Below are 26,974 nucleotides of genomic sequence, written 5' to 3'. Positions count from 1 at the left end.
TTACACCACCGTGAGGGTGATGACGGACCCTTCCGGGACGTCCTCGTTCACAGGGTCCTGGTCCCGGACCGTGCCGAAGAAGCCGCCCAGGATGTTGTTGACCTCAACCTTGAATCCCAGGGCTTCCAGTCCCTTGCGGGCTTCCGCGGCCCGCTTGCCGACGAAGCTGGGCACCTTTACAAGCTTGGGTCCGTCAGAAATCCTCAGTGTCACCGTTGAGCCCTTCGTCAGGGTTCCGGTGGCCGGCGACTGCGCGGCAACCGATCCCTTGGGCACCTTGGGATCGTGGACCTCGTCCTTCGCGACGTCGGCCTTGAGGCCGGCGGCTTCGATGGCGTCCACGGCCTCGTTCTCTTCCAGGCCCACCACGGCGGGCACTGGTATTGGCTGCGTCCCCTTGGACACCAGCAGGTTCACCGGTGTGCCGTGCCGGGCGGGAATCGCGGACGCCGGATCCTGGGCGAGCACCACGCCGGCGGCAACGGCCTCATCAAATTCTTCGGTGACATTCCCAAGGGCCATCTCAGCCTGGTTCAGTGCCACCTTGGCTTCCTCGAGGGTTCCGCCCGTCAGCTTCGGCAGCCCGAACAGCTGTGGTCCTTTGGAGACAAACAGCGCCACTGGCAGGAACTTCCTGATTTCGGTCCCGGCCGCCGGGTCTGAGCCCACCACCAATCCCGAGGGAACGTCGTCGTCGAATACATCGTTGGTCCGGGACTGGAAGCCTGCCTTGCTCAATAGCTGCTGCGCCTGTGCCACTGACTTGTTGGCGACCGCCGGAATGGTGGCCGCGGATCCGGGCCCCATACCAAAGAACCAGCCGGCCCCGGTGGCGAGCAACGCGATGATGATCAGGACTACCGCCCACAAGATGCCGCGGCGCCGCGGGCTGCCTTCGCGCAGGCTCCGGACGGGGGTGGCCGCAGCGCGGGACCGTGCCTTCTCGTCCTCGCGATCGGCTTTGCGCTGCTCACGCTTGCTGAGCGGGACGGCAGCCGAATCTGGTGATTGGTTCCGGGCATCCTGTGTGTACTGGATGTGCTGTGTTTCGGGAGGGTAGCGATCCTCCGGCGGGTACAGGGCATGCTGCGCGTAAGGGGAGTGCGGCTGGCGCGACGGTTGCGGAGGTTGCGGGGGCTGCGGCCGGGAAAGGGACGACAGCGCGGCGGTGGGATTGTTCGTCCGCGCGATGATCTCGGTGGGATTCTGCTGCCCGGCAGGGACGGCGGCCGGGGGCAGGAGGTCCAGTTCGGAATTCGTGAGGTTCGTCCGGATATGGCGCAGTTCCTGCAGGAGGGCATGGCCGTCCACGGGCCGGTTTTCCGGGTCGTTGGAGGTACACCACTGAACAAGTTCATCCATTTCAGCGGCGAGCCCAGGCACCAGGGCCGACGGCGGGCCCACGGTTTCGTGGACATGCTTGTAGGCAACCTGGATGGGGACGTCGCCGCCGTATGGCTGTTGGCCGGTGAGCATCTCATACAGCATGATGCCCACTGAGTAGATGTCGCTGCGTGCATCGGCAGTCTTTCCAAGCACAAGCTCGGGGGAGAGGTAGCCTACGGTACCGATCAGGGTTCCCGTGCTGGTGGACGTTGTCACGGCGCGGGCCAAACCGAAGTCGCCGATCTTGATGCGGCCGTCGTCGGCGATGAGCACGTTTTCAGGTTTGACATCGCGGTGGATCAGCCCGGCGGCGTGGGCCTCGCCCAGGCCTTCAACCACAGGATCAATCAAGGCAAGGGCCAGCCGGGGAGGCAGCGCACCCTTTGACCTGATGACGTCCCGAAGGGTGTGGCCCTTGATGTACTCCATCACCAGATAGGCCGTCAGTCCGTCATTGCCCTGGTCCAGTACGCCCACCACGTGCGGATGGGACAGTTTCGCAGCGGCCTTCGCCTCACTGCCAAGCCGCCCCAGGAAGGTCTCATCCGTGGCGAGGTGGGGATGGAGGACCTTCAGGGCAACATCCCGCTCCAACCGGAGATCGGTTGCCAGATAGACGGTGGACATGCCTCCGCGCGCGACTTTGGAGCGGACGGCATAGCGGTTATCCACCAGCGTTCCAGCAAGGAGGTCAGACACGTGTTCCTGCACCCTACGATCCTAATCCCGCAGTGAAAAGGGTCCGAACCGCCGTGCGGTCCGGACCCTTTTCGTTATCCCCGGAGTTCGTTTCAGCAAACCGCGGGCGCCTTGCGTGGTGGCTGTTTAGCCGAAGTTCATCTGATGCGCCTTGATGGCCTCAACATAGGCCTTGGTGTCGTCGTACATGCCGTACTTGCTGACCGAGTACTGGCCCTGGTAGTAGCCGGCGATGGCCGTGTCCTGGTCCTTGCTCGTGGCGATTAGCCGCTTGATGATGGCCACACCGGCCGTGGCGTTGTCGTAGGGATCCAACAGATTCAGTTTCCGCCCCACCAGATCCGAGGCCCACTCGCCGGAAGTCGGAATCACCTGCATGGTCCCGATGGCGTTGGCAGGGGATACCGCGCGCTGGTTGAAGCCGGATTCCTGGTATGCGAAGGCAAGGGCCACGGACGGCTCCACACCCATAGCACACGCTGTGTCCGCCACAATGGTGCGCATTTGCTCGCGTGACGGAACCGGGGAGGCGTTCAGCAAGGCTTTGTTCTCGTTGGCGGAGCTGACCACGGCTGCGGGGTAGGTGAAACCAAGGAATGAGCTCGGCACAAGCGGTGTCACGGTGGCGGCCGGAGTCGACGACGCCGGCTGGAGGGAGGCACCCGGAATGACAAGCTTGTTGCCCGGGTAAATGACGCTGGTCATGCTGAGCTGGTTGGCCGCCAGGACGTCCGAGAGCTTGACGCCGTGCTTGGAAGCGATCGCGGACAGGGTATCGCCCGCCTTGACCGTGTAGGAGCCACCCGGAGCGGGCGCCGCCGCCGGTGCAGCCGGAGCGGGCGCTGGCTGTGGGGCCGGGGCTGCAGGGGCCGGTGATTCGCCCGAACCGACCTTGACCTTCTGGCCGGGGTAGATGATGGAGCGCATGTTCAGGCCGTTCCAGCTGAAGATGTCCGACAGGCTGACGTTATGCCGGGTTGCGATGGCGCTGAGAGTGTCGCCGGCCTTCACCGTGTAGCTGCCGCCGGAACTGGCCAGTGCGGCCGGAGCAGGGGCTGCCGGAGCCGGAGCCGCTGAAGGGGAGGAAGCCGAGCCGGACAGCTTGATCTTCTGGCCGGGGTAGATGATCGTGTTCGGCTGGAGGTTGTTCAGCTTCAGGACTTCGTTGGTGTTGAGCCCGTATTTCCCGGCGATGGCGCTGACGGTGTCGCCCCGGGCAATGGTGTACTCATCGGGGGCGGATGGCTGTGCCGGCTGGAAGGCTGCCGGAATGGTGGTGGAAACAGAGGCTGCCGGGATAAGGGCTGCTTTGGGTTCGGCGGCCTGGGCCTTCATGGCGGCGGCAAGCGTTGCCGGGATCACCCGGGAGGGTGGCTGTGCGGCGGCGGGTTGTGCGAGGGCCAAGGATGACAAGACGACCGCAGGAAGTGCCGCCGTGGTGACGGCAATCATGGGCAGACTCGGCCTCGGGGTCTGCTTTGGCGCGCGGGACGTCGTCATGGATGGAATCCTCTTCTAGAACTGCCGGGACGGGGTAATGTCGTGTGATTACTGATACTAGTGTTACTTAAGTTATTGCTGTTACAAATGTTATCTATGTGAATTTCTCATGAATTCAGCCATAGCACAAGAGCCTGGCTTTGCCCGGCATAGCTGGTTTTGTGGAGTGTCGCCTGTTTCGTTGGGGCGCCTGCGAAACCCGACTAGGCGGCAGGGCTCCGGCCGTGGCAACCTTGATCCGTGAGTAACGTAGAAAGCCTTGTGGGCGAGTGGCTGCCCCTGCCGGATGTCGCGCAGTTGTTGGACGTTTCGATTACGAAAGTCCACAGCCTTATTGATGAACGGGCGCTGGCGGCCCTGCGGGTCGGCGAGCGGCGGATACGGTCAGTTCCGGCCGCTTTTATCCTGGACGGCCAGGTTGTCGACAGCTTGAGGGGGACCATTGTGGTCCTGGCTGACGCGGGCTATTCCGATGAGGACTTGATCATCTGGCTGTTCACGGCCGACGAATCGCTGCGTGGCCGGCCGATTGATGCATTGCGGGAAGGCCGCAAAACCGAAATCAGGCGCAGGGCGCAGACTCTGGCCTGGTAGTGCCGGAGACCGGCAGCGCTGAAACTAGGCGGCGCGGCTGACGGTGGCTTCCGCCAGCCGCCGGAGTGCCGTCTTTGGCAGCTCGTCGAGTGGCAACAGTTCCAAGGCCTCGTAAGCGGCCGCGCCGAATTCGCCGATCAGCAATTCGGTTGCCTGCAGGGCCCCGGACTCTTCAATGATCCGGCGGATCTCGGCAACATCCCCGTCGCCCAGGTCCGGGCTGCCGAGCTTGGCGTCAATGAAGGTGGATTCTTCGGCCGAAGCCTGTTCGAGAGCCAGTGCAATAAGGACAGTCCTCTTGCCTTCGCGCAGGTCATCACCTGCCGGTTTGCCGGTGGTAACGGGGTCGCCGAACACGCCCAGGACGTCGTCGCGAAGTTGGAAGGCCTCGCCCAGGGGCAACGCAAAGCCGGAGTATCCTCTGAGGAGTTCGTCCGAGGCCCCGGCGAGTGCGCCGCCAAGTGCAAGCGGATGCTCAGTGGAATATTTGGCGGACTTGAACCTGATAATCGACTGGGCGCGGGTCACTGCTCCTGCACGGTCCCGGACGGGGCCGGCTACTTCTTCCAGGATGTCCAGGTATTGCCCGGCCATCACTTCGGTGCGCATGAGGTTGAAGATCAGCCGCGCCCGGCTTCCCGAGGCCGCCTGCCCGCCGATGTCGGTGAACGCTTCTTCGCTGAAGGACAGGCACAGGTCGCCGGTCAGGATGGCTGCCGCGTGCCCAAACCGTTCGCTGTCCAGTGCCCAGCCCTGGGCATCGTGCAGTTGGCTGAACCGGCGGTGGACACTGGGTCCACCCCGCCGGGTGTCGGAACGGTCGATGATGTCGTCATGGATAAGGGCGGCCGCTTGGAACAGCTCCAGGGCCGATCCTGCCGTGACGATCTGCAGTGCCGCTGGGTCACCGCCGGCGCCCCGCCAACCCCAGTAACACATCAGGGCCCGGAGCCTCTTGCCGCCGGTTACCAGGTTGGAGATCGAACCCATGAGGGGTTCGATATCGGGAGAGATGGCCGCGACAAGGGCTTGCCGCTGGGTAAGAAACTCGGTCAGCTCACCGGCGACTGCGGCCACGAAGGCGGTCTGTTCGAGCCTTAGCTGCTCTGAAACCGTCACTTGGCTGCCTCAACTGCCACGTTGGCGCCGATGGTGAAGGTGGATACCCCGGCCGCTTCGACCACGGCGACGTTGACTGTCTCATTGCCGTTCCTGACAAAGTCCTTGGACGCCACGGCCCCCACGGCGTCGCCGGGCACGGCTTTGAACCCCAGCCCCTCGAGATGCTTTGTATAGAAGTCCGCAACGGCCGCCGTGGGGGCTGTAAGGCTGGCAACCAGTGCCACGGTGGCGGGCTGTGAGTTTTTGTCGAAACTGCTCGAAATCACAGTGGCGCCGGGCATCACGGGTATCAGCGTTGTCGGAAACCCCTCCACAATTTCCCCTACCGTGGCCGACGTTCCGGGCGAGGCCGTCGGGCTTGCCGAAGCGGTGACGCTGGAAGGGCTCGTTGTGGGTGCGGAGGTGCCTGCCGAGGATGCGGTCGTGCCGGGCGCCGCGGGGCTGCAGGCAGCAAGTGCCAGCATCACGCCGGCGGCCAACGCCGCTAATCCTGTTGGCTTAAGACTTGTCGTGACCGTCACAGGGACTTTCCTCCTGGGGTTGATGCCGGACTCTGCCTCCAGTTTAGTCAGTACCAACCGCTAGAATTTCCCTTGTGGTGCCTGAGCAGAACAACCAGTACACCGAAGCGGGTCTTCGGGAGCTCCGGCGCAACTGCATTATGCACGTGGATATGGACGCCTTTTTCGTCTCCGTGGAACTTCGCACGCGGCCGGAACTTCGCGGAAAACCTGTGATCGTAGGATTTCCGGCGGATCGTTCAGTAGTCCTGTCAGCATCTTATGAAGCCCGTGCCTTCGGCGTTAAGTCCGCGATGCCCATGGTGGTTGCGGCCAGGATGTGCCCCCAAGCCGTCATTATTGAACCTCGGCACAAGCTCTACTACGAGGTTTCCGGACAGCTGATGGAGATCTTCCATTCCATCACCGAGCTCGTGGAGCCGCTGAGTGTCGATGAAGCATTCCTCGATGTCGGCGGGGCGATCCGGCGGTTGGGTCCCCCGCGCGAAATCGGTGAACTGATCCGCCGTCGGGTAGCTGCTGAACTGGGCATCACAGCGTCGGTGGGAATCGCAGCGAGCAAGTTCGTGGCCAAAATCGCGTCCACGCGCTGCAAGCCTGACGGGCTGTTGCTGATTGGTCCCGACCAGACGGTGCCGTACCTCCACAGCCTGCCGGTTGGCGCGTTGTGGGGAATAGGTGCCAAGACCACGGACGTCCTGGCCCGGATGGGCATCAGGACAGTGGCGGATGTGGCGGCCACCCCCGTGACGTCGCTGAAGAAGGTGCTAGGTGCCACCGGTGAACACGTCTACCGGCTGTCGTGGGGAATCGACCCCCGTGCGGTAACCCCTGTAAGGCTGGAAAAAAGCATCGGGGCAGAGGAAACCTTCGCCGTCGATACAGGGGAGGACCCGGTCATCAGCCGGGAGCTGCTGCGGTTGGCCCATCGCACTGCCGGGCGGTTGCGAAGTTCAGGGATGGTGGCCCGGACCGTTGCCTTGAAGCTCCGCTACGCCGATTTTTCCACCATCACCCGGAGCCGCACAGTTCACACGCCGGTGGACAGCGCCCAGCTAATCCATGCGGTGGCGGTCCAGTTGCTGGAATCACTGGGCCCGCGTCCCATGACCGTCCGGCTGGTCGGCATCCGGGCCGAGCAGCTCGAAGAGGCCGCCCAGACCTCCCTGCAATTGAGCCTCGACCGCCGGGATGACAACTGGCGGGCGGCAGAGCAGGTGCTGGATCAGGTCAGCCGGAAGTTTGGTGACAAATCCGTGCTGCCGGCCAGCCTGCTGGATCAGGGAAGAGGGCATTGACAGGCACGCCGATCCGGCGCCCGGGCGGCTCCCGAGGGGGTGGCCGTCTTTCAGAACCGCCCCCAACAAACTATCCTTATATGTACATAGTTTTCAGTTACTGCCGGACTTCTTGGACGTACTGCAGGTCTAATCAGCCTCGTGCCGGTGTTCGCATTCCGCCATCGTCGGCGGGGCGGGAACCTCCCGGGCACGCTGGTCGTTATTGGAGCAGGAGTACCGGATACGACCAGCCCGGACGTTGGCCTACTTAAGGAGGTCGTGATGCCGCTCTCGGAGCACGAACAGAAGTTGCTTGAGCAACTGGAGAAGCAGCTGCACGAGGACGATCCGAAGTTCGCGAATTCCATGGGGTCGGATCCGGGGCGAACCTGGTCCACCCGCCATGTGGTGATTGGCGTACTTTGCGCGCTTGCGGGGATCTTCCTGCTTCTGGTTGGCGTCACGCTCCAGAACATCTTTGTGGGAGTCCTGGGCTTTGTTGTGATGGGTGGCGGTGTCTACTTCGCTACGATGCGCAACGCAGCCGGGTCCAAGCGGGGCTCCGCTTCGGGCACAGGGAAATCCGGAAAGCCCAGGAGTTCCTTCATGTCCAGCTTGGAGGAGCGCTGGGACGAACGTCGCCGCGACGAATCATGAGGCACTGTCTCTGCTGATTGCTCGGTTCTCGGTGATGAACTGTCTGCCTTAGTGATCGGCGCCCTCACTCCTCCACTGTCCACCCCTCCACATCCCTCCCCAGCTGGACGACCTGCTGAGTGGGCCCGCTGCAGAAGACCCGCCCCGGCGGGTCTTCTGCGTTTAACCCCCACATCCCTCCCCACGTAGCGCTCCAAAGTTGCTACGTGGGGAGGGATGTGGGGGTGATGCGGCTTGGCCAGGCAAGCGCACGACGGCGGTTGGGGGCACCGCCTCAGTACCCTCAGATTGGGTGGTGCCCTCAGACGCGTCTTGCCCTCCACCTTCATCAGCGGTGCTGTTCCGCGCCAGTGCCGGCAAGGATCACCAAATGGGGCAAAAGGGTTCGTTTTGCGTTGACTGTGGGGGAAAGTGGAGTAATGTGGAGGGCATAAGAGGGTGGTTGCAAACATATGGGGATGTGCAGTTCCTGACGGCAGACAGGCGGTGGGCCAGTGTTTCTGGGCACGCATTCGCCACGTCTGGACGAAAAGGGCCGGATTATCCTCCCCGCAAAGTTCCGCGAGGAACTTGCCGCCGGGCTGGTTCTCACGAGGGGCCAGGAGCGTTGCATATACGTCTTCAGTGAGCAGGAATTTGCGAAGGTCCACGAGCAAATGCGGGAGGCGCCCATCTCCTCCAAGCAGGCCCGGGACTATATTCGTGTCTTTCTCTCTGGAGCCTCGGACGAGGTGCCTGACAAGCAGGGGCGCGTAACCATACCGGCGGCGCTCCGGGAGTATGCAGGCCTCGGCAGGGAGCTGGCCGTCATCGGCGCAGGAACCCGCGCCGAGATCTGGGACGCCCAAGCCTGGAACGAGTACCTGGCGGAGAAGGAAACTGCTTTCTCCGAGACCGACGACGCCATTCCGGGGATCCTGTGATCACCTGAACGGCACTGAAGACCGCTTCTTGAACGAGATCTCCAGCCGCCCATCGGACCGTCAACCTGGCTCACTTCCCCGGAGTCAGGCAGGCAGAAGATAGGCGCGGATGGGGATCTGGCTCAAGAAGCACCCCTCCACACCCGCCGAACGAAAGGACGAAGGCATGAACAACCACCCGAAGCCGACGTCCGAACGCCATGTGCCGGTCCTCAAGGACCGGTGCATTAATTTGTTGGCCCCAGGGTTCGAAGCCGCACGCCTCCGGGGCGAAGCACCCATTGTCATTGATGCGACGCTCGGCATGGGCGGCCACTCTGAAGCGATGCTGGAGCGCTTCCCGGACCTGCACCTGATCGGCATCGACCGCGACGAGGAAGCCCTGGCACTAGCGGGGGAGCGACTGGCTCCCTTCGCTGCCCGCACCGACCTGGTGCACGCCGTCTACGACGAAATTGCAGAAGTCCTCGAGGACCTGGGCGTCAAGGAAGTCCACGGCATCCTGATGGACCTTGGCGTCTCGTCCCTTCAGCTTGACGAGCGCGAGCGTGGCTTCGCCTACTCCTTTGACGCACCGCTGGACATGCGGATGGACACAAGCCGCGGGCAGACCGCCGCTGATGTGGTCAACAACTACAGCGAAGAGGAACTTGTCCGGATTATCCGTAAGTGGGGCGAGGAGAAATTCGCCGGCCGTATCGCCAACAGGATTGTCGCAGCAAGGGCGATTACGCCCTTCGCCACCACGGGGGAACTCGTGGAACAGATCCGCTCTGTGGTTCCGGCGGCTGCCGCCAAATCCGGCGGCCACCCGGCCAAGCGGACCTTCCAGGCACTGAGGATCGAAGTCAACGAAGAACTGGATGTGCTGGAACGGGCCGTCCCCGCAGCCGTGCAAGCAACCGCCCTCGGCGGGCGGATTGTGGTGATGTCGTACCACTCCCTCGAAGACAAGATCGTCAAGTCCGTTTTCCAGGCCGGCTCCAAGTCCTCTGCGCCACTCGGATTTCCGGTGGAACTGGAGGAACATAAAGCTCCCCTCAAAACCTTGACCAGGGGCACTGAGGTTCCCACCGCCGTCGAAATCGCCGAAAACCCCCGCGCCGCCTCCGCCAGGCTGCGCGCAGTGGAACGCATCAGAGCCAGGAGCGAAGCATGAGCACCGCCGCCGTCAAGAACTTTCCGGTCCTCTCCGGCAGCAGTGCCCCGGCGATAAGGACCCACCCTGCCGGCCCGGGCCGCAAGGAACGCACCCCCCTGTCCGTGGTGCGCTCGGCACCGAGGAAACGCCGCGCCCCGTTTGTGGTGATGTGCTTCGCGCTGCTCTCCGTGGCGCTGATGGCGGTGCTGGTCCTCAACATCTCGGTGTCCACCTCGCAGTACCAGCTGGTGGAACTGAGGGGCAAGCAAAGCACGCTGACCAAAGAGAATCAGGATCTGACACAGCAGCTCCAGCACTTCGAAGCTCCCCAGAATCTGGCAGCCAAGGCGGGAGACTTGGGAATGGTACCGTCCACCGTCAAAGGCCAGATCGACCTTTCCACGCTCGCTGTCACGGGCAAGGCAACAGCGGCCGTGAAGGGTGGCGCTGCGGGAGCCGTTATCCCGGCTCCTGCGGTCGCAGGGGCGCTGACTGTGGTCCCGCCGCCCTCCGCGTCGGAGCCGCTGTCGAACCGCACGCCGGTCCCCGAAGAGGCTGCCCCCGCAGCGGCTGTGCCGGCTCCGGCCGCAGTACCGGCACCGCCGGCACCAGCCGTGGAGCTCCACGGCGGTTCTGTTCCGGCCCCGGAACAGAAGTTGCCCGGGCAGTAACTGACCGCCGCTGAAAGCAGATCAGGCAGGAGGCCAGGCGACCAGCCGGGCATAACAGCAGGCAACAAGGCGAGCAGCAAGGGAATTTCGGTGGCACAGAGGACCGGCAAGGCAAAAGGCGGCAAGGTGCCCAACCCCACCAAACGGCTGCGCCTCGGCCTGGGAATCATGCTCACACTCCTGGTGGTGGTGGGCGGCAAGCTCTTTATGGTCCAGGGCCTGGACGTCGGCGGGATGGCTGCGGCTGCCCTTGACTACCGCATGCGCGAAACAACCCTCCCCGCCGAGCGCGGCAGCATCCTGGCCGCCGACGGCACTGTCCTCGCCAACAGTGTGATCCGGTACAACGTCATAGTGGACCAGACCGTCAACACCAAGACCGAGACCTTTAAACGCTTTGCCCAAGTTGATGGCAAGGACAAGCTCGTGGACGTCAGCCGGGAACAGGGGTTAAAGGACCTGGCCCTTGTCCTGGGAATGAGCCAGGACGCCATCCGCGAAGCTGTCACCGGTACATCGCGCTACTACATCGTGGCCAAGGACCTGAAGCCGGACGTGGAGCTTAGGGTCTCGAAACTCAGCATCCCGGGTGTAGACACAGTGGGCGTCAGCAAACGGGTGTATCCCAACGGATCCGTAGCCGGCGGGATTATCGGCTTCCTGCAGGACGGCAACACTGGCCAGGCGGGCATCGAGCAGACCCAGAATGGGCTGCTGCGGGGTATAGACGGCAAACGGCTCTTCGAAATCGGCGCCGACGGCCTGCGCATTCCCGTCGGTGTGGATGAACTGACACCCCCGCAGGACGGCAAGGACGTCAAGCTCACCCTTAATTCGGATCTGCAGTACTTCGCCCAGCAGGCCATCCAAAGCCAGAGCGACAAACTGGGTGCGGAGTGGGGCAGCATTGTGGTGATGGATACCAAGACGGGCAACATCGTGGCCATGGCGGACACCAACGCCCCTGACCCGAACGACCCCGGCCGGGTGGCCGCTAAGGACAGGGGTGTCCGGTCGGTGACCGCCGCCTACGAACCGGGGTCTGTGCAGAAGATGATCACGGCCTCGGCTCTGATCGAGGAAGGAAAGTCCAACCCCCTGGATACCTTCACGCTCCCGCCGTCGTACACGGTGGACGGCCAGACCTTCACGGACGCCTTCACCCACGGCACCGAAGAACGTACCCTTGCCGGCATCCTGGGTTACTCCATGAACACGGGAACCGTTGCGGCCGGCTCCCGGCTCAGCAAGGAGCAACGCTACGACTGGCTGCGGAAATTCGGCATCGGCGAGGCACCGGACATCGGACTGCCTGCCACCGCGTCCGGCATCCTCGCGCCCGCGGACCAGTGGGACAGCCGTCAGCAGTACACGGTGCTGTTCGGCCAGGGCGTCTCGCAGTCCACCCTGCAGACGGTCCGCGCATTCCAGACCATCGCCAACAACGGTGTGATGCTCCAGCCGCGCCTGATCGACTCCTACATCGCAGCAGACGGCACCGAGGAAAAGATGGCCCCGCAGCCGTCGCGGCAGGTGGTGTCGGACAGCACCGCGCAGCAGGTCCAGGACATCCTGGAGAGCGCGGTGACCGAAGGCCAGATCAAGGACGCCGGCATCGATGGATATCGGGTGGGAGCCAAGACCGGAACGTCCGAGTCCCCGTGCGACGACGGCAAATCCGGCTTCTGCGGCTACACGGCCTCCATGGTGGGGATGGCGCCGATGGACGATCCTCGGTTTATTGTGGAGGTGGTCCTGCAGCGTCCGAAGGGCAGCATCTATGGCATCACCAATGGTCCGGTCTTCCGCTCGGTCATGAGCCAGGTACTGCGCACCTACAACGTCCAGCCGTCCACCGGCGAACCGGCCCGGCTGCCGCAGTTCGCCAAATAGCACCCAGCCAAGCAGCATTACTTTCACCGCCCGCACGGGAGCAGTTTCCCGCGGGCATGTTCCACTAGCACCATCGGAGATCCCCTTGTCAGACCAGAACGTACCAGGCAGTCATCCAGGGCCGGCAGGGGAACCTGCCGCTGCCCGGTTCAGGCCGACGGCAGTTGCTGCGGTCCGGCTGGACAGCATCGGCGAAGCCATTGGCGTCCCGGTACTGGGCGCCTCCGCCGAGGTCGGCGTCACGGGGATTTCGCTTAATTCGCGCACCGTGGAACGCGGCGACCTGTATGTCGCGATGCCGGGGGCTGCCCGCCATGGCGCTGATTTTGTCTCCCAGGCCGTGGCGAGGGGGGCCGTTGCGGTCCTGACTGACGACGCCGGGGCGCGGCTTCTGGCGTCCGCGGAAACTGCCGTCCCTGTTTTGGTGGTGGACATTCCGCGCAACGTGGTTGGGCCTCTTTCCGCCATGATCTACCGCAGCCAGCCGGACCCGGGCCAGCCGCCGCACCTGTTCGGCGTCACCGGTACGAACGGCAAGACCACCACCACGTACTTCATCAATTCGCTGCTCCGGGCTCTCGGACAGCGCACGGGCCTGATCGGCACCATCGAAATCCTGGCCGGCGGGGAGGCCATTCCGAGCCTCCTGACCACACCCGAATCAACGGATGTTCACGGGCTGCTGGCTCTCATGCGCGAGCGGGGACTGGATGCAGCCTCGATGGAAGTGTCGTCCCACGCAGTGTCCTTCCAACGCGTTGACGGGGTAGTCTTCGACGTCGCCGGTTTCACGAACCTGACCCAGGACCACCTGGACCTGCACGGAACCATGGATGAGTACTTCGCCACCAAGGCTGAACTGTTCAGCGCCCGCCGTGCCCGGGCGGCCGTGGTGACGGTCGACGACGAATGGGGCCGAAGGCTCGCCGCCTCGACCGGAATCCCGGTCACCACCCTCGCGACGGCTCCGGGCGGAGCTTCGGCAGACTGGACGGTCACCGCTACCGCCGCGCGGGGCCTGGGCACCGAGTTCACGCTGCGCGGGCCTGGCGGCGCCACGCAGCAGGTCCACACCGGCCTGCCCGGCGCCTTCAACGTCGCCAACGCGGCGCTTGCCACGGTCATGGTCCTGGCCAGCGGAGTGGACGGCGCCGCCGTACAGTCAGCCCTTGCAGCCCATGACCCCTTTACCGTGGCGGTACCTGGCCGCATGCAGCTCGTCTCCGAGGAGCCCGCGGCCGTCGTCGATTTTGCCCACAACACCGATGCCCTGGCACGCGCCCTCGAGGCCGTTAGGTCACCGCTGCCCGGTTCCCGGGTGATTGTTGTTTTTGGGGCGACCGGACAGCGCGATCAGGGAAAGCGTCCGGCCATGGGGGCCGTAGCCGCCCAGCTTGCCGATATTGTGATCGTCACCGATGACGATCCCCACGACGAGGATGCCGCAGCCATCCGGGCGGACGTGCTTGCGGGCGCCCAGGCAGCGCAACAACAGGACGCGCTGGAATGCGTCATCGAAGAGATTTATCCCCGGGACGTGGCTATTCAACGGGCTGTTGAGCTGGCCCGCCCGCAGGACACCATCCTGGTTGCCGGCCGCGGTCACGAGGTCTGGCAAGAAGTCAAGGGAGTCAACCTTGCACTCGATGACAGGGTGGAACTCCGGAACGCCTTGACAGCCAAGGGATTCAACGTTCTCCAAGGCGAGCGGATAGAGTCCTAAACCGAGATGATTGCACTTACTGCGGCGGAAATCGCCGAAATCACAAACGGCCGCCTGGACGCCGATCCGGGGATCACCCCGCTTTCGGTGGTCACCGATTCGCGCGAAGCCACGGCAGGCTCCCTCTACGTCGCGAAACCCGGCGAGCACGCGGACGGCCATGAGTTCGTCGCAGCTGCCTTCGGCCAGGGTGCTGTCCTGGTTCTCGCGGAGCGCCCCGTCGCCGGGGCGGACGGCGCCAACTACCCGGCTGTCCTGGTCGAGGACGCCGTGTTGGCCATGGGCGCGCTTGCTGCGGAAGCAGTCCGCCGCATCCGTGCGGCCCGGGCCGCTACGGGCGAAACCCTCACTGTTATCGGCATCACCGGTTCGGCCGGGAAAACCACCACGAAGGACCTCCTCGCGGGGATCCTCACGACGCAGGGCGCCACGGTTGCCCCACAGGGTTCCTATAACGGCGAGGTGGGCGTGCCACTCACCGTCTTCCGGGCAACCACCGGGACACGCTACCTGGTCATCGAGATGGGTGCCACCGGCATCGGGCATATCCGCTACCTCGCCGATATGGTCAAGCCTGACATCGGAGTGGTCCTCGGCATTGGCACCGCCCACGCCGGGGAGTTCGGCGGGGTGGAAAACATCGTGCGGGCCAAGGGAGAGCTGGTGGAGGCCCTTGCGCCAACAGGCACTGCCATCCTGAATCTCGACGACGACCGGGTAGCGGCGATGCGCACCCGCACCGGCGCTCCCGTGCTGGGTTTCTCCGCCGAGGAACGCCCTGACGCCACAGTGCGGGCTGACCATCCGGACACCAATGCTTTCGGCAACCCTGAATTCGACCTCGTCCTGCCCGGCGCAGAAGCAGTGCACGTAAGCAGCCGCCTCATCGGTGCCCACCACATCGGAAACCTGCTCGCCGCAGCAGCGGCCGCGCACGCAGCCGGAGTGCCGGGCACGGACATCGCTGTTTCCCTCTCCACACAGTCGCCGGCCAGCCGCTGGCGGATGGAACGGACGGAACGCCCTGATGGCGTCACAGTCATCAATGACGCCTACAACGCCAACCCGGAATCCATGCGGGCCGCTCTGCGCACCCTGGCCGATCTGGGCCGCGGGCGCCGCACCTGGGCTGTCCTGGGCGCCATGCTGGAGCTGGGGCCTGACTCGATCCGTGAGCACACTGCGGTGGGCACCCAAGTGGTGCGCCTGAACATTTCACGGCTGGTGGTTGTTGGCCGCGAGGCGCGGGCTTTGTACGTTTCCGCTGTCCAGGAAGGCTCCTGGGGCGACGAATGTGTCTTTGCCGAAACCGTCGAGGACGCCTACGACCTCCTCAACGTGGAGCTTGAACCCGGTGACCTGGTGCTCTTCAAGTCGTCCAACAGCGTGGGGCTTCGGCACCTGGGCGATCGGATAGCATTACCCCCACAAACCACGGAACCTGCCGACGAAAGGAGCGAGTTGCTGTGATTGCACTGCTGATCGGCGCAGGACTTGCCCTGTTGTTCGCACTGGTGGGAACCCCGCTGTTCATCCGACTGCTTGTCCGCAAGAGCTACGGACAATTCATCCGCGACGACGGACCCACCTCGCACCACACCAAGCGCGGCACGCCCACCATGGGCGGAACCGTGGTGGTGGGCGCAGTCCTGCTCAGCTACGGACTGACCCACCTGATCATGTGGCTGATGAACCCTGGCTCTGCCGGCCCATCGGCGTCCGCCCTGATCCTGCTGTTCCTGATGGTCGGCATGGGCCTGGTGGGCTTCCTGGACGATTTCATCAAAATTTCACGCCAGCGCAGCCTGGGGCTGGACACGAAGGCCAAGCTCATCCTCCAGGCGGCGGTAGGCATAGGCTTCGCGATCCTGGCGCTGAACTTTCCCGACTCCCAGGGCCTCACGCCGGCCTCGACCAAAATCTCCCTGGTCCGTGACATTCCCTGGCTGGACCTCGCGTTCGCGGGCACGGTTGTCGGCGCCATTCTTTTTGTCCTCTGGTCCAACCTGATCGTCACGGGAACAACCAACGGCGTGAACCTGACGGACGGTCTGGACGGTCTGGCAGCCGGAGCGGCGGTGATGGTCTTCGGCGCGTACACATTGATGGGAATCTGGCAGAATAACCAGGCCTGCGGTTCCCCACGACAAGCCGGCAGCGGCTGCTACTCCGTCCGTGACCCCCTGGACCTGGCGCTTTTGGCAGCCATCCTCAGCGCGGCACTGGTGGGCTTCCTCTGGTGGAACACGTCGCCGGCCAAGATCTTTATGGGTGACACCGGCTCCCTGGCTATCGGCGGCGCCGTTGCCGGCTTCGCCATCCTGTCCCGCACCGAACTGCTGCTGGGCATCATCGGCGGCCTGTTCGTCCTGATTACCCTGTCGGTCATCATCCAGGTGGGCTACTTCAAAATCACCGGCGGCCAGCGCGTCTTCAAGATGGCGCCGCTGCAACACCACTTCGAGCTTAAAGGCTGGGCCGAAGTCACAGTCGTTGTCCGTTTCTGGATCTTGGGCGGGCTCTTCGTAGCCGTCGGCCTGGGTGTCTTCTACGCTGAGTGGGTAGTGCTCCTGTGATTGTTTCCCCCCGACTCGAACACCTTGTCAGCTGGGACTCCGACTGGGCGGGCCTGCGTGTTGTGGTCACCGGGATCGGGGTTTCCGGCTTCGCTGCAGCGGACACGCTCATCGAACTCGGTGCCCGGGTGGTAGTGGTCGACGCCGCCACCACAGAGACCGCCGAGGCGCAGGCCGACACCCTGAAGATAGTCGGCGCCGTGGACGTGCTCCTCGGCGAAGCGGCCGTCAGCGGAATCCCCAAGGTGGATGGCAGCTTCCCCGACCTGATTGTGACCTCGCCGGGCTGGCGCCCTGACCAGGCGCTCCTCGCCGCCGCGGCGCGCGCTCACATTCCGGTGTGGGGCGACGTCGAACTCGCCTGGCGGCTGCGCGTCCGGGAGGGTCACAAGACGGCTGACTGGCTGACCATCACCGGCACGAACGGCAAGACCACCACGGTTGGCCTGACGGCATCGATGCTGCAGGCCGCCGGCCTGAAGGCCATTGCCGTGGGCAATGTGGGCACGCCCATCCTCGATGCCCTCCGTGATCCCGTTGAGTACGACGTATTCGCCGTTGAACTGTCCAGCTTCCAGCTGCACTGGGCGGAGTCGTTGTCGCCCGTGGCCAGTGTCTGCCTCAACGTGGCTGAAGACCATGTTGACTGGCACGGCTCCTACAACTCCTACCTCGCTGACAAAGCGAAGGTCTATGCGCGGACCCAAAAGGCCTGCATCTTCAACGCCGAGCAGATCGAAACTGAACGGATGGTGGAAGACGCCGACGTGGTGGAGGGCTGCCGGGCCGTTGGCTTCACCACAGTCGCCCCGGCCATCAGCATGCTTGGCGTGGTGGAAGGCCTTCTGGTGGATCGCGCTTTTATCGAACAGCGCAAGGACAGCGCTGCCGAGCTGGCCTCCATGGCGGACCTGGGGCAGTTTGCTCCCCGCCACATGGTGGCCAATGCCCTCGCAGCGGCCGCCCTGGTCCGCGCCTACGGAGTGGATGCCCTTGCTGTGCGCCGGGGCATCCAGGACTATGTGCCGGGCAACCACCGCATCCAGACGGTGGCACGCCAGAACGGTGTCCACTGGGTTAACGATTCCAAGGCCACGAACCCCCATGCCGCAGCGGCGTCGCTGGCTGCCTTCGAGAACGTGATCTGGATTGCTGGTGGACTCTCCAAGGGGGTCAGCTACGACGAGCTCGTCCGGGACCAGGCGGCCCGGCTGAAGGCAGTGGTGCTCATTGGCCTCGACACCACTCCGCTGGCAGACGCCCTGCAGCGACACGCGCCGGATGTCCCCGTGATCACCACCCCGGCGGGCGACACTGAAATTATGCAGACTGCCGCAACGGGCGGAGCCGGCGCGGCCAATTCTCCGGTTTCCGGGGCGGACGTGATGTTCCGGGCCGTTGCGTCAGCGGCGCAGCTGGCCGTGTCAGGCGATACCGTACTGATGGCACCGGCAGCTGCTTCCATGGATCAGTTCTCTTCCTACGCTCACCGCGGCAACGCCTTCATCGAAGCTGTCCGCGAGTTGGTGGAAGGGCACACCCAGACCGGCGAGGAGTAACAATGGTCAGCACACCCACCCGGCCCAAGGCTTCACAGCCGCGCTCCGGCAAACCAGCTTCGCCCACCGGCGCCAGGCCCGCAACGTCCAGGAACACCCCTACCCGGCCCGCAGGATCTGCGACGCCGCCGGCCAGGACCACAATGCCGGTCCGGATCCAGGGCTGGTACCGAGGCTTCTGGTATGCCCTTGAAGGAACAGGGACGTCCCGCAACGGCTCAACCTACTACCTCATCCTGGGCTCCACGCTGGCCCTGACCGCCATCGGCATCATGATGGTGCTGTCGGCCTCCAGCGTTGAGTCCATTGCCGCCGGAAAGTCGCCCTATGGTGATGCCCTCAAGCAGGGCATGTTCGCCGCAATCGGCATCTTCACCATGTTTGTGCTGTCGCGCGTCAACGTGGTCTGGCTCAAGCGACTGGCCTGGCCGGTACTGGGCGCCGCCCTTGTCCTCCTGGTCCTGGTCCAGCTGGTCGGTGACGAAGTCAACGGCAACAAAAACTGGATTGACCTGGGTGGGATAACGTTCCAGCCGTCTGAAGCCTCCAAACTGGCGTTGGCGCTGTGGATGGCGACGGTCATGGCCAGGAAGGGCAAACTGCTCCGTCTCTGGCAGCATGTGTTCGTCCCGGCCGTGCCGCTGGCAGGTGCGGTGATCGGCCTGGTGCTGTGGGGCAACGACCTGGGCACGGCGATGATCATCATGATGATCACGGCCGCCGCATTGTTCTTCGCCGGCGTGCCGCTGTACATGTTCGGGTTTGCCGCCGTGCTGGGCTGCGCGGGCGCAGCAGTTATGGCCGTCACCAGTTCGAACCGGATGTGCCGCATCACCTCCTGGTGGACGGGCCAGTCCTGTGCCGAAGGAATCGACGCCAACTACCAGGCCACCAACGGGCTCTACGGGCTTGCGTCCGGCGGCTGGTTTGGTGTGGGCCTAGGCCAAAGCCGGCAAAAGTACAGCTGGATTCCGGAAGCCCACAACGACTTCATCTTTGCCATTATCGGCGAGGAACTCGGCCTGGTGGGCACCGTCGTCGTGCTGGTTCTCTTCGCCATCCTCGGTGCCGCCATTTACCGCGTGGTGGTGGCCCAGGACGATATGTTCCACCGTGTCCTGGCCGGCACCATCATGGTGTGGCTGCTGGGGCAGGCCACCGTCAACATGGCCGTAGTGACGGGCCTGATGCCCGTCATCGGGGTGCCGCTGCCGTTCATTTCCTACGGCGGTTCGGCGTTGCTGATGTCCCTCTGTGCCGTGGGGGTGGTGTTGTCGCTGGCCCGCGAACAAATGGCGCCCGCCATCCGGCCCAAGAGAATGCTGAAGTTCGGCGCCAAAAAGGCCGGCGGATCCACCCGCAGCACCAAGACCGCAAGAAAGCGTACCTAGCACCAGATGACTTCCCAGAACCTGTCCATTGTCCTGGCGGGCGGCGGAACCGCCGGCCACATCAGCCCGCTCCTGGCCATCGCGGCCGCGCTCCGGTCCGCGGCCCCGGGAGCCAGACTGCTCGCTGTGGGTACGCCGGCGGGTATGGAAACCCGGCTGGTGCCTGCCGCCGGCGTCGAGCTGGCCACTATCGACCGGGTTCCGTTTCCCCGCAAACCTTCCCTGGACCTGCTGAAGTTGCCCTCGCGGCTGGCCGGGGCGGTACGGCAGTCAGGCCGTATCCTGGACGAGTCTTCGGCTGACGTCCTGGTGGGCGTGGGCGGCTATGTGTGCACTCCGCTCTACCTTGCCGCCCGCCGCCGGGGGATTCCCATCGTGATCCATGAAGCCAATACCAGGCCCGGCCTGGCCAACCGCGTTGGATCGTTCCTGACCCGGCACGTGGCCACAGCGTTTGAAACCACCCGCCTGCGGCACGCACGCCACGTCGGCATGCCCATGCGGAGCGAAATTTCCGGCCTCGACAGGGACTCCGCCCGTGCTGCCGCGCGCGAAGCACTGGGCCTGGACGCGAGCAGGCCCACGCTGATTGTGACGGGCGGGTCCTCCGGCGCCCAAAGCATCAACCGGGCCGTGGCTGCTGCGGCCCGGGAGCTGGGCGCCGCCGGGATCCAGACGCTTCACATCACCGGCCGCGGAAAGACGGTCCTGGGGCCCGACGGCGGCCCGCTCACCGCAGCCGGCTACCGGCAGGTTGAGTACGTGGACGGAATGGAACGGGTGTACGCCGCAGCTGACGTGCTGCTGGCACGCTCCGGTGCAGCTACCGTCTGCGAAGTGGCCGCAGTGGGAGTGCCGGCAGTATTTGTCCCCCTGCCCATCGGCAACGGCGAGCAGGCGCTCAACGCGGCGGGGCTGGTGAACGCCGGTGGCGCCCTCCTGGTCACGGACAAGGAGTTCACCGCGCAGTGGATAGCGCAGAAACTGATCCCGCTGGCCACCGACGCCGCCCGGCTGGCCACGATGGCCGCCAGCTCCCGCCGGCTTGGCATCCGAAACGCCGATCAGCGCATGGCTGATCTTGTCCTGGAAGCGGTATCCGCATGATCCCCGCAAGCATCCGCAGCCAGGAGTCACTGGGCCGCGTCCACTTCATCGGCATCGGCGGCGTGGGCATGTCCGCGGTGGCCCGGATCATGGTGGCCCGCGGCGTCACCGTAAGCGGCTCCGACGCCAAAGACCTGCCGGTCATGGCGGACCTGGCTGCCGCCGGGGCCCGAGTCTCCGTGGGCTATGGCGCCCACAACCTTGGCGATGCCCAGACCGTGGTGGCAGGTTCGGCCATCCGGGCGGACAACCCCGAACTGCTCGCTGCGCGCGAGTCCGGCCTGCCGGTGCTGCACCGCTCGGAGGCGCTGGCGGCCACCATGGGGAATGACATTGTGGTGACCGTCGCCGGGACCCATGGGAAATCCACCACCACTTCCATGATCACGGTCCTGCTGCAGGGGGCCGGACTTGACCCCTCGTTTGCCATCGGCGCGAATGTGCCGGCGCTCGGCGTCAATGCGGCGCACGGCGCTGCCGGCATTTTTGTGGCCGAAGCGGACGAATCGGACGGTTCCTTCCTGAACTACCGGCCGAAAATCGCCGTGGTCACCAATGTCGAACCCGATCACCTGGACCACTACGGCACGCCCGAAGCTGTCTACGAATCCTTTGACCGCTTTACGGAACTGCTGCCGGCGGACGGTGTCCTGATCGCCTGCGCGGACGACGACGGCGCCCTGGCCCTCGCGGAACGTACTGTGGCCCGTGGCAACACCAGGGTGGTCCTGTATGGAACCTCTGACCAAGCAGACCTGGTACTGCACGACGGCGGCCCCGGGCACGTCGAGGTTTCCTCGGCCGACGGTCGATTCGCCTTGGAGCTGCAGGTCCCGGGCCGGCACAACGCACTCAACGCATGCGCTGCCGTCGCTGTCGCCTTGGAGCTTGGGGTCGACGCCGCTGCTGCAGCGCGCGCCCTGGCGCACTTCTCCGGCGCGTCCCGGCGGTTTGAACTGAAGGGCGAGGGACGCGGCGTGCGCGTCTTTGATGACTATGCGCACCACCCCACCGAGGTCAGGGCGGCCCTGACTGCGGCGCGGTCCGTAGCGGACGGGCACGGCGTACACGTCCTGTTCCAGCCGCACCTGTTCTCGCGTACCAGGGAGTTCGCCGTCGAGTTCGCCGATGCACTGAACCTGGCAGACACCGCGCTGGTACTGGACATTTATCCCGCCCGCGAGGATCCCGTCCCCGGGGTCACCAGCCAGCTCATCGCCGATCACCTGGCCTCCGGCGGCCGCCTGGTGGCGGCCGGCGAAGCGGTGGCAGCCCTCGTGGCGGCCGCCGGGCCGGGCGATATCATCCTGACCGTCGGAGCCGGAGACGTGACCGGTTTCGGGCCGCAGATCGTGCGGGCCCTCGATGGGTAGTCCGCGCCGGCCCACCTACGCCTCGCCGCGCCGGCAAGCGGCGGCCAAGACGCCGGCGGAACCGGAAGTGATTTCCGCGTCCAAAAGTGCCACCCGAGCGCCGGAGGCACCATCCGCAGCAGCGCGCACTAAGGGGAAGAACCCGGACACGTTTGCCGCCCGGGAAAAGACGCCGGCCGGTGGCGACAACGTGCTGGTATTTCCGGAGCGGCCGGGTAAGCGCCGGAAGCGGCACTTGCTTGTTGCCCTGGGAACTGTGCTGGCGCTGGTCGCGGCACTGCTGGCTGCCGCCATCTTTTCTCCCATCCTGGCGGTGGGCACCATTTCAGTAACGGGGACCAAGCTTGTCACCGGGGAGCAGGTCCAGGCCGCGCTGAAGCCGCTGAAGGGCAAACCTCTGCCGCAGGTCAACGACGACGAGGTGGGCCGGCTGCTGGAGCCGCTGGTCCAGGTCAAATCCGTGTCGACGCAGGCGCGGCCGCCGTCGGAATTGGTTGTGCAGGTGCTGGAACGAGTTCCGGTGGCTTTGGTCAAGCAGGGGGAGCAGTACCAGATGGTTGATGTGGACGGCGTGGTGCTTGCCGCCACGGCGGATCCGACGTCTGTTTCGTTGCCTGTCATCGACGGCGGGGCCGGTGCCATCGGCAAGGATCTCTTCCAGGCCACCGCCGCCGTCCTGGGGGCGCTCCCGCCGGACGTCCTCGCAAGGCTGTCCAACGCCTCCGCCCAATCCGTGGACGCTGTGGAGCTCAAACTGGTGGACGGTCAAAGCATCATCTGGGGCAACGAAGGGGACAAGAAACTCAAAGCCAAAGTACTCGAGGCATTGCTTAAGGTTCCCGCGGACCCGAAGAACCCCGTGCGCGTGTACGATGTGAGCGCGCCCCGGCATCCGGTGACGCGCTGAACGCTCTCTCGTGGAAGTCGCAATATTTCACGGTATTCCCGCGACACGCGGCGCCGGTTATTGAATGTCCGAACCATAGGAAATAGCGTTCCAACATGAGTTACTTGACATAACTATAACCTTCAACTCGAAGGTTAAGGTTGCAGGCTTCAAGCCCGACTCCACAGTTTTCGCAATAGGACACGAACAAGGGACACGTAACGTGGCAGCTCCGCAGAATTACTTGGCCGTCATCAAGGTCGTCGGCATCGGCGGCGGTGGCGTGAACGCAGTCAACCGCATGATCGAGGTCGGCCTCCGGGGTGTTGAATTCATCGCCATCAACACTGATGCCCAGGCCTTGCTGATGAGTGACGCCGACGTCAAGCTCGACGTCGGGCGTGAGCTAACCCGTGGGCTCGGCGCAGGGGCGAATCCTGAGGTGGGCAAGCAGGCTGCCGAGGACCACGCTGACGAGATCGAAGAAGTCATCCGTGGCGCAGACATGGTGTTTGTGACCGCTGGCGAAGGTGGCGGCACAGGTACCGGCGGCGCGCCCGTGGTGGCACGCATCGCCCGCTCCCTTGGTGCGCTGACCATCGGCGTGGTCACCAGGCCGTTCACGTTTGAGGGCCGCCGCCGTGCCGGCTCGGCCGAGGCGGGCATTGACGCCCTCCGCGACGAGGTGGACACCCTGATCGTGATCCCGAACGACAGGCTCCTTTCCATCAGCGACCGAAACGTCTCCGTCCTGGACGCATTCCGATCCGCTGACCAGGTCCTGCTGTCCGGTGTCCAGGGCATCACTGACCTCATTACCACGCCCGGCCTGATCAACCTCGATTTCGCCGATGTCAAGTCGGTCATGCAGGGTGCAGGCTCCGCCCTGATGGGCATCGGCTCCGCCCGCGGCGAAGACCGCGCCGTGAAGGCAGCGGAACTGGCCATCGCCTCACCGCTGCTGGAAGCGTCCATCGACGGCGCCCACGGTGTGCTGCTCTCCATCCAGGGCGGCTCAGACCTCGGCCTGTTTGAAATCAACGAAGCAGCACGCCTGGTCCAGGAAGTGGCCCACCCCGAAGCCAACATCATTTTCGGTGCCGTGATCGACGACGCCCTCGGTGACGAGGCACGTGTTACGGTCATCGCCGCCGGATTCGATGATGTCAAGGCCACCTCGCCCTCGATGGACCAGTCCCAGCCGCAGGTAGCACCGCAGCGGCCTGCCGCGGCTCCCGCGCCCGCCCAGGCGCCCACGTTAGGCGGCGGCAGCCACCAGATGAACGTCCAGCCCGTCCACGCCGGAGTGGGCGCGTCCGGACTGAGCAACTGGGGCCAGCAGCGTCCGTCGGCCGTCCCCGCCGACTCAGGTTTCGACGTCGACCTTCCCTCAGTAGTGGAGCCGGATCTCTCGGGCAACCGTGCAGATGACCTGGATGTCCCCGACTTCCTGAAGTAGGGCACGGCTTGTTCCTTTGGCGGGCTGAAGTCTCACCCGGCGTGAGTGTGGCGTTCACGGACACTCACGCCGGCAACCTCGCCCTACACGTCGGGGACGACGCCGCAGACGTTCACCAGCGCCGCAGGACGCTGGAGAAGGCAGCGGACCTGGCTGCCGGATCCCTGCGTTTTATGGAGCAGGTCCATGGCACAGTCGTGGAAATGATGGACTCCGATACGCCTGCCCCTACCGCGGACGGCATGGTGTCACGGGGACTGCCGCTGGCAGTAATGGTGGCCGACTGCATCCCGGCAGTGCTCGTAGGCCACGGGCCGGACGGTCCTGTCCTGGCCGCCGTGCACGCGGGCCGCCCGGGGATCGCCAACGGCATCCTGCCTGCGGCAGTGGAGCGGATGCGGGCGGAAGGGGCCACCGCCATCCGTGCCTGGCTCGGACCGTCCATCTGTGGCAACTGCTACGAAGTCCCCGCTGAATTGCGTTCCGAAGTGGCCCAACAGGTGCCGTCAACGTGGAGCACTACGTCCTGGGGCACTGATGGGCTGGATCTCCCTGCCGGGGCGCGCAGCCAACTGGAGGCGGCGGGCGTCGTCATCGAATATGCGGGCCCGTGCACGCTGGAAAGCGACCAGCTCTTCTCCTACCGGAGGTCCAACGCCACCGGTCGGTTTGCCGGCCTCGTGTGGTCCCATGGGTGAGGGCTGACCATGGAAGACTCAGCACGGATGACCCAGCTGGCGGAGCGGCTCGCGGCTGTTCAGCGTCGTATCGGGTTGGCTGCAGCCTCGGCCGGCCGTGCCGGTGAGCTGCCCACGCTGATTGTGGTCACCAAGTTCCATCCGGTGGAGGACATCCGGCGCCTTGCCGCGCTGGGCGTCCGGGACGTTGGCGAGAACAGGGACCAGGAAGCCTCATCGAAGGCAGCGGAACTGGCTGAGCTTGGGCTCAATTGGCATTTCGTCGGACAACTGCAAAGCAAAAAGGCCAAGTCGGTGGTCAAATATGCCCGCGCACTCCATTCCGTAGACCGGCCGGCCCTGATTGACATCCTGCAGCGGGCCATCGCGGTGGAGCAGGACAGGACTGGCAGGGACGCCCTGCAGTGCTTCATCCAGGTCAGTCTCGAGGACGACGCCGGCGCCCACCGCGGTGGCGCCGCGCCGGCTGAAGTGCCGCTGCTCGCCGACCGGCTGGCCGCGGCCGACGGCCTGGAACTGGTAGGTGTGATGGCTGTTGCCCCGCTGGGCGCCAGTCCAGAGGCGGCTTTTGAAAAACTCGCTGGCATTTCAGCGTCCATGGTGGCCCGGCATCCGGGCGCCGGAGCCATTTCCGCCGGTATGAGCCAGGACCTCGAAGTGGCAATCCGGTTCGGGGCGACACACCTGCGAATCGGTTCCGATATTCTCGGATCGCGTCCCGACGTGGGGTAGCGTCGAACACATAGGAAGTGAGTGGCGGGGGATTCCAATGCTGTCAAGTTATTGGGCGGCCCGCCTACGGACACGATTAGGAGTCGACCATGGCCGGCGCTCTGCGCAAGACAATGATCTATCTTGGGCTCGCCGATGGCGATGAACACTACGAGTCCGAACACACCACAACACGTAAGGACGAGGACGATCCCATGGAAGCTGACCGCGAGGAACGCCGGGCTCCGGCGCCGATCCGCGAAGTCAGCCGTGAGACGTCGCACGCCCCTGAAGAGGAATACCGCGCACCAGTGACCCCCATCAAGCGCGCGGCCTCGAGCCGCGAAGAAACGTCCGGGCTTCGGCAGATCACCACGATCCACCCGCGGTCCTATAACGACGCCAAACTCATCGGTGAGAGTTTCCGTGACGGCATTCCGGTCATCATGAACGTCACCGACATGGGTGAAGCGGACGCAAAGCGCCTCGTAGACTTCTCAGCCGGGCTTGTATTCGGGCTCCGGGGCAGCATCGAGCGGGTTACTAACAAGGTCTTCCTGCTTTCGCCGTCATACATTGAGGTCATCGGCGACGACAAGAAGATCAGCGAGACCCAGGCCAGCTTTTTCAACCAAAGTTAGCCCATAAAGCTTATTGCGGATGCCAGGCAGGTACACCTGTCTGGCATCCGTGCTGAAATAGACAAGAAACGTTGGCAGGGCACTGCGGTATCCGGAATGGACATGGAGATATGAGTTAAGTCATGGGAATTGTTTTCGGACTTGTCTATATCATCCTCCTGCTGTTCCTAGTGGCGCTGATCATCCGCCTGGTTTTTGACTGGGTCCAGATGTTCGCCAGGGAGTGGCGTCCCCGCGGAATTGCCCTCGTGGCCGCCCATTCTGTCTATTCGATTACCGATCCGCCGCTCAAGGGGCTCCGAAGGCTGATCCCGCCGCTGAGGCTTGGCGGCGTGACACTGGACCTTGGTTTCCTGGTCCTTTTCATCGCCGTGAGCATCGCGATGGCGGTGACCAGGGGTTTCGCGTAATCTTCGACAAGACCTAGCGGGCACAGGCTAAGTTCCGGAAGCGAACTTATCCT

Annotated in this window: 25 protein-coding genes; 21 read left to right on the top strand and 4 right to left on the bottom strand. The window is 64.5% G+C overall.

Annotated elements, in window-relative coordinates; genetic code table 11:
- A complete protein-coding gene (pknB, locus tag ABIB27_RS08150) occupies nt 1-2,097 on the bottom strand; it encodes a Stk1 family PASTA domain-containing Ser/Thr kinase (RefSeq protein ID WP_354216853.1) in 2,097 nt (698 codons plus the stop codon).
- A gap of 114 nt (nt 2,098-2,211) precedes the next feature.
- Nucleotides 2,212-3,585, bottom strand: a complete 1,374-nt coding sequence (locus ABIB27_RS08145) for a LysM peptidoglycan-binding domain-containing protein (protein WP_354216854.1) — start codon at nt 3,583-3,585, stop codon at nt 2,212-2,214.
- Nucleotides 3,586-3,825: 240 nt separating this feature from the next.
- Here ABIB27_RS08145 and ABIB27_RS08140 point away from each other — a divergent pair, with 240 nt between their 5' ends.
- Nucleotides 3,826-4,179: an Rv2175c family DNA-binding protein gene (locus tag ABIB27_RS08140; RefSeq protein WP_354216855.1), complete on the top strand. Its 354-nt coding sequence runs from the start codon at nt 3,826-3,828 to the stop codon at nt 4,177-4,179.
- Nucleotides 4,180-4,203: 24 nt separating this feature from the next.
- On the opposite strand, the gene ABIB27_RS08135 is transcribed toward ABIB27_RS08140, so the two are convergent.
- Together ABIB27_RS08135 and ABIB27_RS08130 are read right to left on the bottom strand one after the other, a co-directional pair.
- On the bottom strand, nt 4,204-5,298 hold the full coding sequence (locus tag ABIB27_RS08135) for a polyprenyl synthetase family protein (protein ID WP_354216856.1): 1,095 nt from the start codon (nt 5,296-5,298) through the stop codon (nt 4,204-4,206).
- On the bottom strand, nt 5,295-5,525 hold the full coding sequence (locus ABIB27_RS08130) for a hypothetical protein (RefSeq protein ID WP_354253772.1): 231 nt from the start codon (nt 5,523-5,525) through the stop codon (nt 5,295-5,297). Before ABIB27_RS08130 ends, ABIB27_RS08135 begins: the two co-directional genes overlap by 4 nt.
- A 19-nt stretch (nt 5,526-5,544) precedes the next feature.
- Here ABIB27_RS08130 and ABIB27_RS08125 point away from each other — a divergent pair, with 19 nt between their 5' ends.
- The 20 genes from ABIB27_RS08125 to ABIB27_RS08030 all read left to right on the top strand — a co-directional run bounded on the left by ABIB27_RS08125 (nt 5,545) and on the right by ABIB27_RS08030 (nt 26,921).
- Entirely contained in the window at nt 5,545-5,886 is a 342-nt protein-coding gene (locus tag ABIB27_RS08125) for a hypothetical protein (protein ID WP_354253771.1), read from the top strand.
- 76 nt (nt 5,887-5,962) lie between these two features.
- Nucleotides 5,963-7,120 (top strand): DNA polymerase IV, encoded by a 1,158-nt coding sequence (dinB, locus tag ABIB27_RS08120; RefSeq protein ID WP_502909150.1) that lies wholly within the window; start codon nt 5,963-5,965, stop codon nt 7,118-7,120.
- Between the two features lie 264 nt (nt 7,121-7,384).
- Nucleotides 7,385-7,759 carry an SCO2097 family morphological protein gene (locus ABIB27_RS08115; protein ID WP_354216859.1) on the top strand — a complete coding sequence of 125 codons (375 nt, stop codon included), beginning with the start codon at nt 7,385-7,387 and terminating at the stop codon, nt 7,757-7,759.
- A gap of 494 nt (nt 7,760-8,253) precedes the next feature.
- Nucleotides 8,254-8,682 (top strand): division/cell wall cluster transcriptional repressor MraZ, encoded by a 429-nt coding sequence (mraZ, locus tag ABIB27_RS08110; protein ID WP_354216860.1) that lies wholly within the window; start codon nt 8,254-8,256, stop codon nt 8,680-8,682.
- 166 nt (nt 8,683-8,848) lie between these two features.
- On the top strand, nt 8,849-9,841 hold the full coding sequence (rsmH, locus tag ABIB27_RS08105; RefSeq protein WP_354216861.1) for a 16S rRNA (cytosine(1402)-N(4))-methyltransferase RsmH: 993 nt from the start codon (nt 8,849-8,851) through the stop codon (nt 9,839-9,841).
- Complete coding sequence (gene ftsL / locus ABIB27_RS08100; RefSeq protein WP_354216862.1) at nt 9,838-10,494, top strand: cell division protein FtsL; 657 nt, start codon at nt 9,838-9,840, stop codon at nt 10,492-10,494. The genes rsmH and ftsL overlap by 4 nt, the downstream gene beginning before the upstream one ends.
- A 90-nt stretch (nt 10,495-10,584) precedes the next feature.
- Nucleotides 10,585-12,387: a peptidoglycan D,D-transpeptidase FtsI family protein gene (locus tag ABIB27_RS08095; RefSeq protein WP_354216863.1), complete on the top strand. Its 1,803-nt coding sequence runs from the start codon at nt 10,585-10,587 to the stop codon at nt 12,385-12,387.
- A gap of 85 nt (nt 12,388-12,472) precedes the next feature.
- Nucleotides 12,473-14,110, top strand: a complete 1,638-nt coding sequence (locus ABIB27_RS08090; RefSeq protein WP_354216864.1) for a UDP-N-acetylmuramoyl-L-alanyl-D-glutamate--2,6-diaminopimelate ligase — start codon at nt 12,473-12,475, stop codon at nt 14,108-14,110.
- 6 nt (nt 14,111-14,116) lie between these two features.
- Nucleotides 14,117-15,580 (top strand): UDP-N-acetylmuramoyl-tripeptide--D-alanyl-D-alanine ligase, encoded by a 1,464-nt coding sequence (locus ABIB27_RS08085; RefSeq protein WP_354216865.1) that lies wholly within the window; start codon nt 14,117-14,119, stop codon nt 15,578-15,580.
- Nucleotides 15,577-16,686, top strand: a complete 1,110-nt coding sequence (mraY, locus tag ABIB27_RS08080) for a phospho-N-acetylmuramoyl-pentapeptide-transferase (RefSeq protein ID WP_354216866.1) — start codon at nt 15,577-15,579, stop codon at nt 16,684-16,686. Before ABIB27_RS08085 ends, mraY begins: the two co-directional genes overlap by 4 nt.
- Nucleotides 16,683-18,245, top strand: coding sequence for a UDP-N-acetylmuramoyl-L-alanine--D-glutamate ligase (gene murD, locus ABIB27_RS08075; RefSeq protein ID WP_354253770.1), 1,563 nt, complete (start codon nt 16,683-16,685; stop codon nt 18,243-18,245). The genes mraY and murD overlap by 4 nt, the downstream gene beginning before the upstream one ends.
- Nucleotides 18,246-18,247: 2 nt before the next feature.
- Complete coding sequence (gene ftsW / locus ABIB27_RS08070; protein WP_354216868.1) at nt 18,248-19,636, top strand: putative lipid II flippase FtsW; 1,389 nt, start codon at nt 18,248-18,250, stop codon at nt 19,634-19,636.
- A gap of 6 nt (nt 19,637-19,642) precedes the next feature.
- Entirely contained in the window at nt 19,643-20,743 is a 1,101-nt protein-coding gene (gene murG / locus ABIB27_RS08065; RefSeq protein ID WP_354253769.1) for an undecaprenyldiphospho-muramoylpentapeptide beta-N-acetylglucosaminyltransferase, read from the top strand.
- Entirely contained in the window at nt 20,740-22,116 is a 1,377-nt protein-coding gene (gene murC / locus ABIB27_RS08060) for a UDP-N-acetylmuramate--L-alanine ligase (protein WP_354253768.1), read from the top strand. Before murG ends, murC begins: the two co-directional genes overlap by 4 nt.
- Entirely contained in the window at nt 22,109-23,023 is a 915-nt protein-coding gene (locus tag ABIB27_RS08055; protein WP_354253767.1) for a cell division protein FtsQ/DivIB, read from the top strand. Before murC ends, ABIB27_RS08055 begins: the two co-directional genes overlap by 8 nt.
- 202 nt (nt 23,024-23,225) lie before the next feature.
- The gene (gene ftsZ, locus ABIB27_RS08050; RefSeq protein WP_354216873.1) at nt 23,226-24,461 is read left to right on the top strand and encodes a cell division protein FtsZ; all 1,236 of its coding nucleotides are present in this window, start codon (nt 23,226-23,228) and stop codon (nt 24,459-24,461) included.
- A gap of 8 nt (nt 24,462-24,469) precedes the next feature.
- Nucleotides 24,470-25,159 (top strand): purine nucleoside phosphorylase YfiH/LACC1 family protein, encoded by a 690-nt coding sequence (locus ABIB27_RS08045; protein ID WP_354216874.1) that lies wholly within the window; start codon nt 24,470-24,472, stop codon nt 25,157-25,159.
- Between the two features lie 9 nt (nt 25,160-25,168).
- Nucleotides 25,169-25,891, top strand: coding sequence for a YggS family pyridoxal phosphate-dependent enzyme (locus ABIB27_RS08040; RefSeq protein ID WP_354216875.1), 723 nt, complete (start codon nt 25,169-25,171; stop codon nt 25,889-25,891).
- 89 nt (nt 25,892-25,980) lie between these two features.
- Nucleotides 25,981-26,511 (top strand): cell division protein SepF, encoded by a 531-nt coding sequence (locus ABIB27_RS08035; RefSeq protein ID WP_354216876.1) that lies wholly within the window; start codon nt 25,981-25,983, stop codon nt 26,509-26,511.
- Nucleotides 26,512-26,633: 122 nt separating this feature from the next.
- Nucleotides 26,634-26,921, top strand: a complete 288-nt coding sequence (locus ABIB27_RS08030; RefSeq protein WP_354216877.1) for a YggT family protein — start codon at nt 26,634-26,636, stop codon at nt 26,919-26,921.
- Nucleotides 26,922-26,974: the final 53 nt, after the last annotated feature.

Source organism: Arthrobacter sp. UYEF21 (assembly GCF_040546085.1).
Lineage (GTDB): Bacteria > Actinomycetota > Actinomycetes > Actinomycetales > Micrococcaceae > Arthrobacter.
This window is presented reverse-complemented; position numbering and strand designations above follow the sequence as displayed.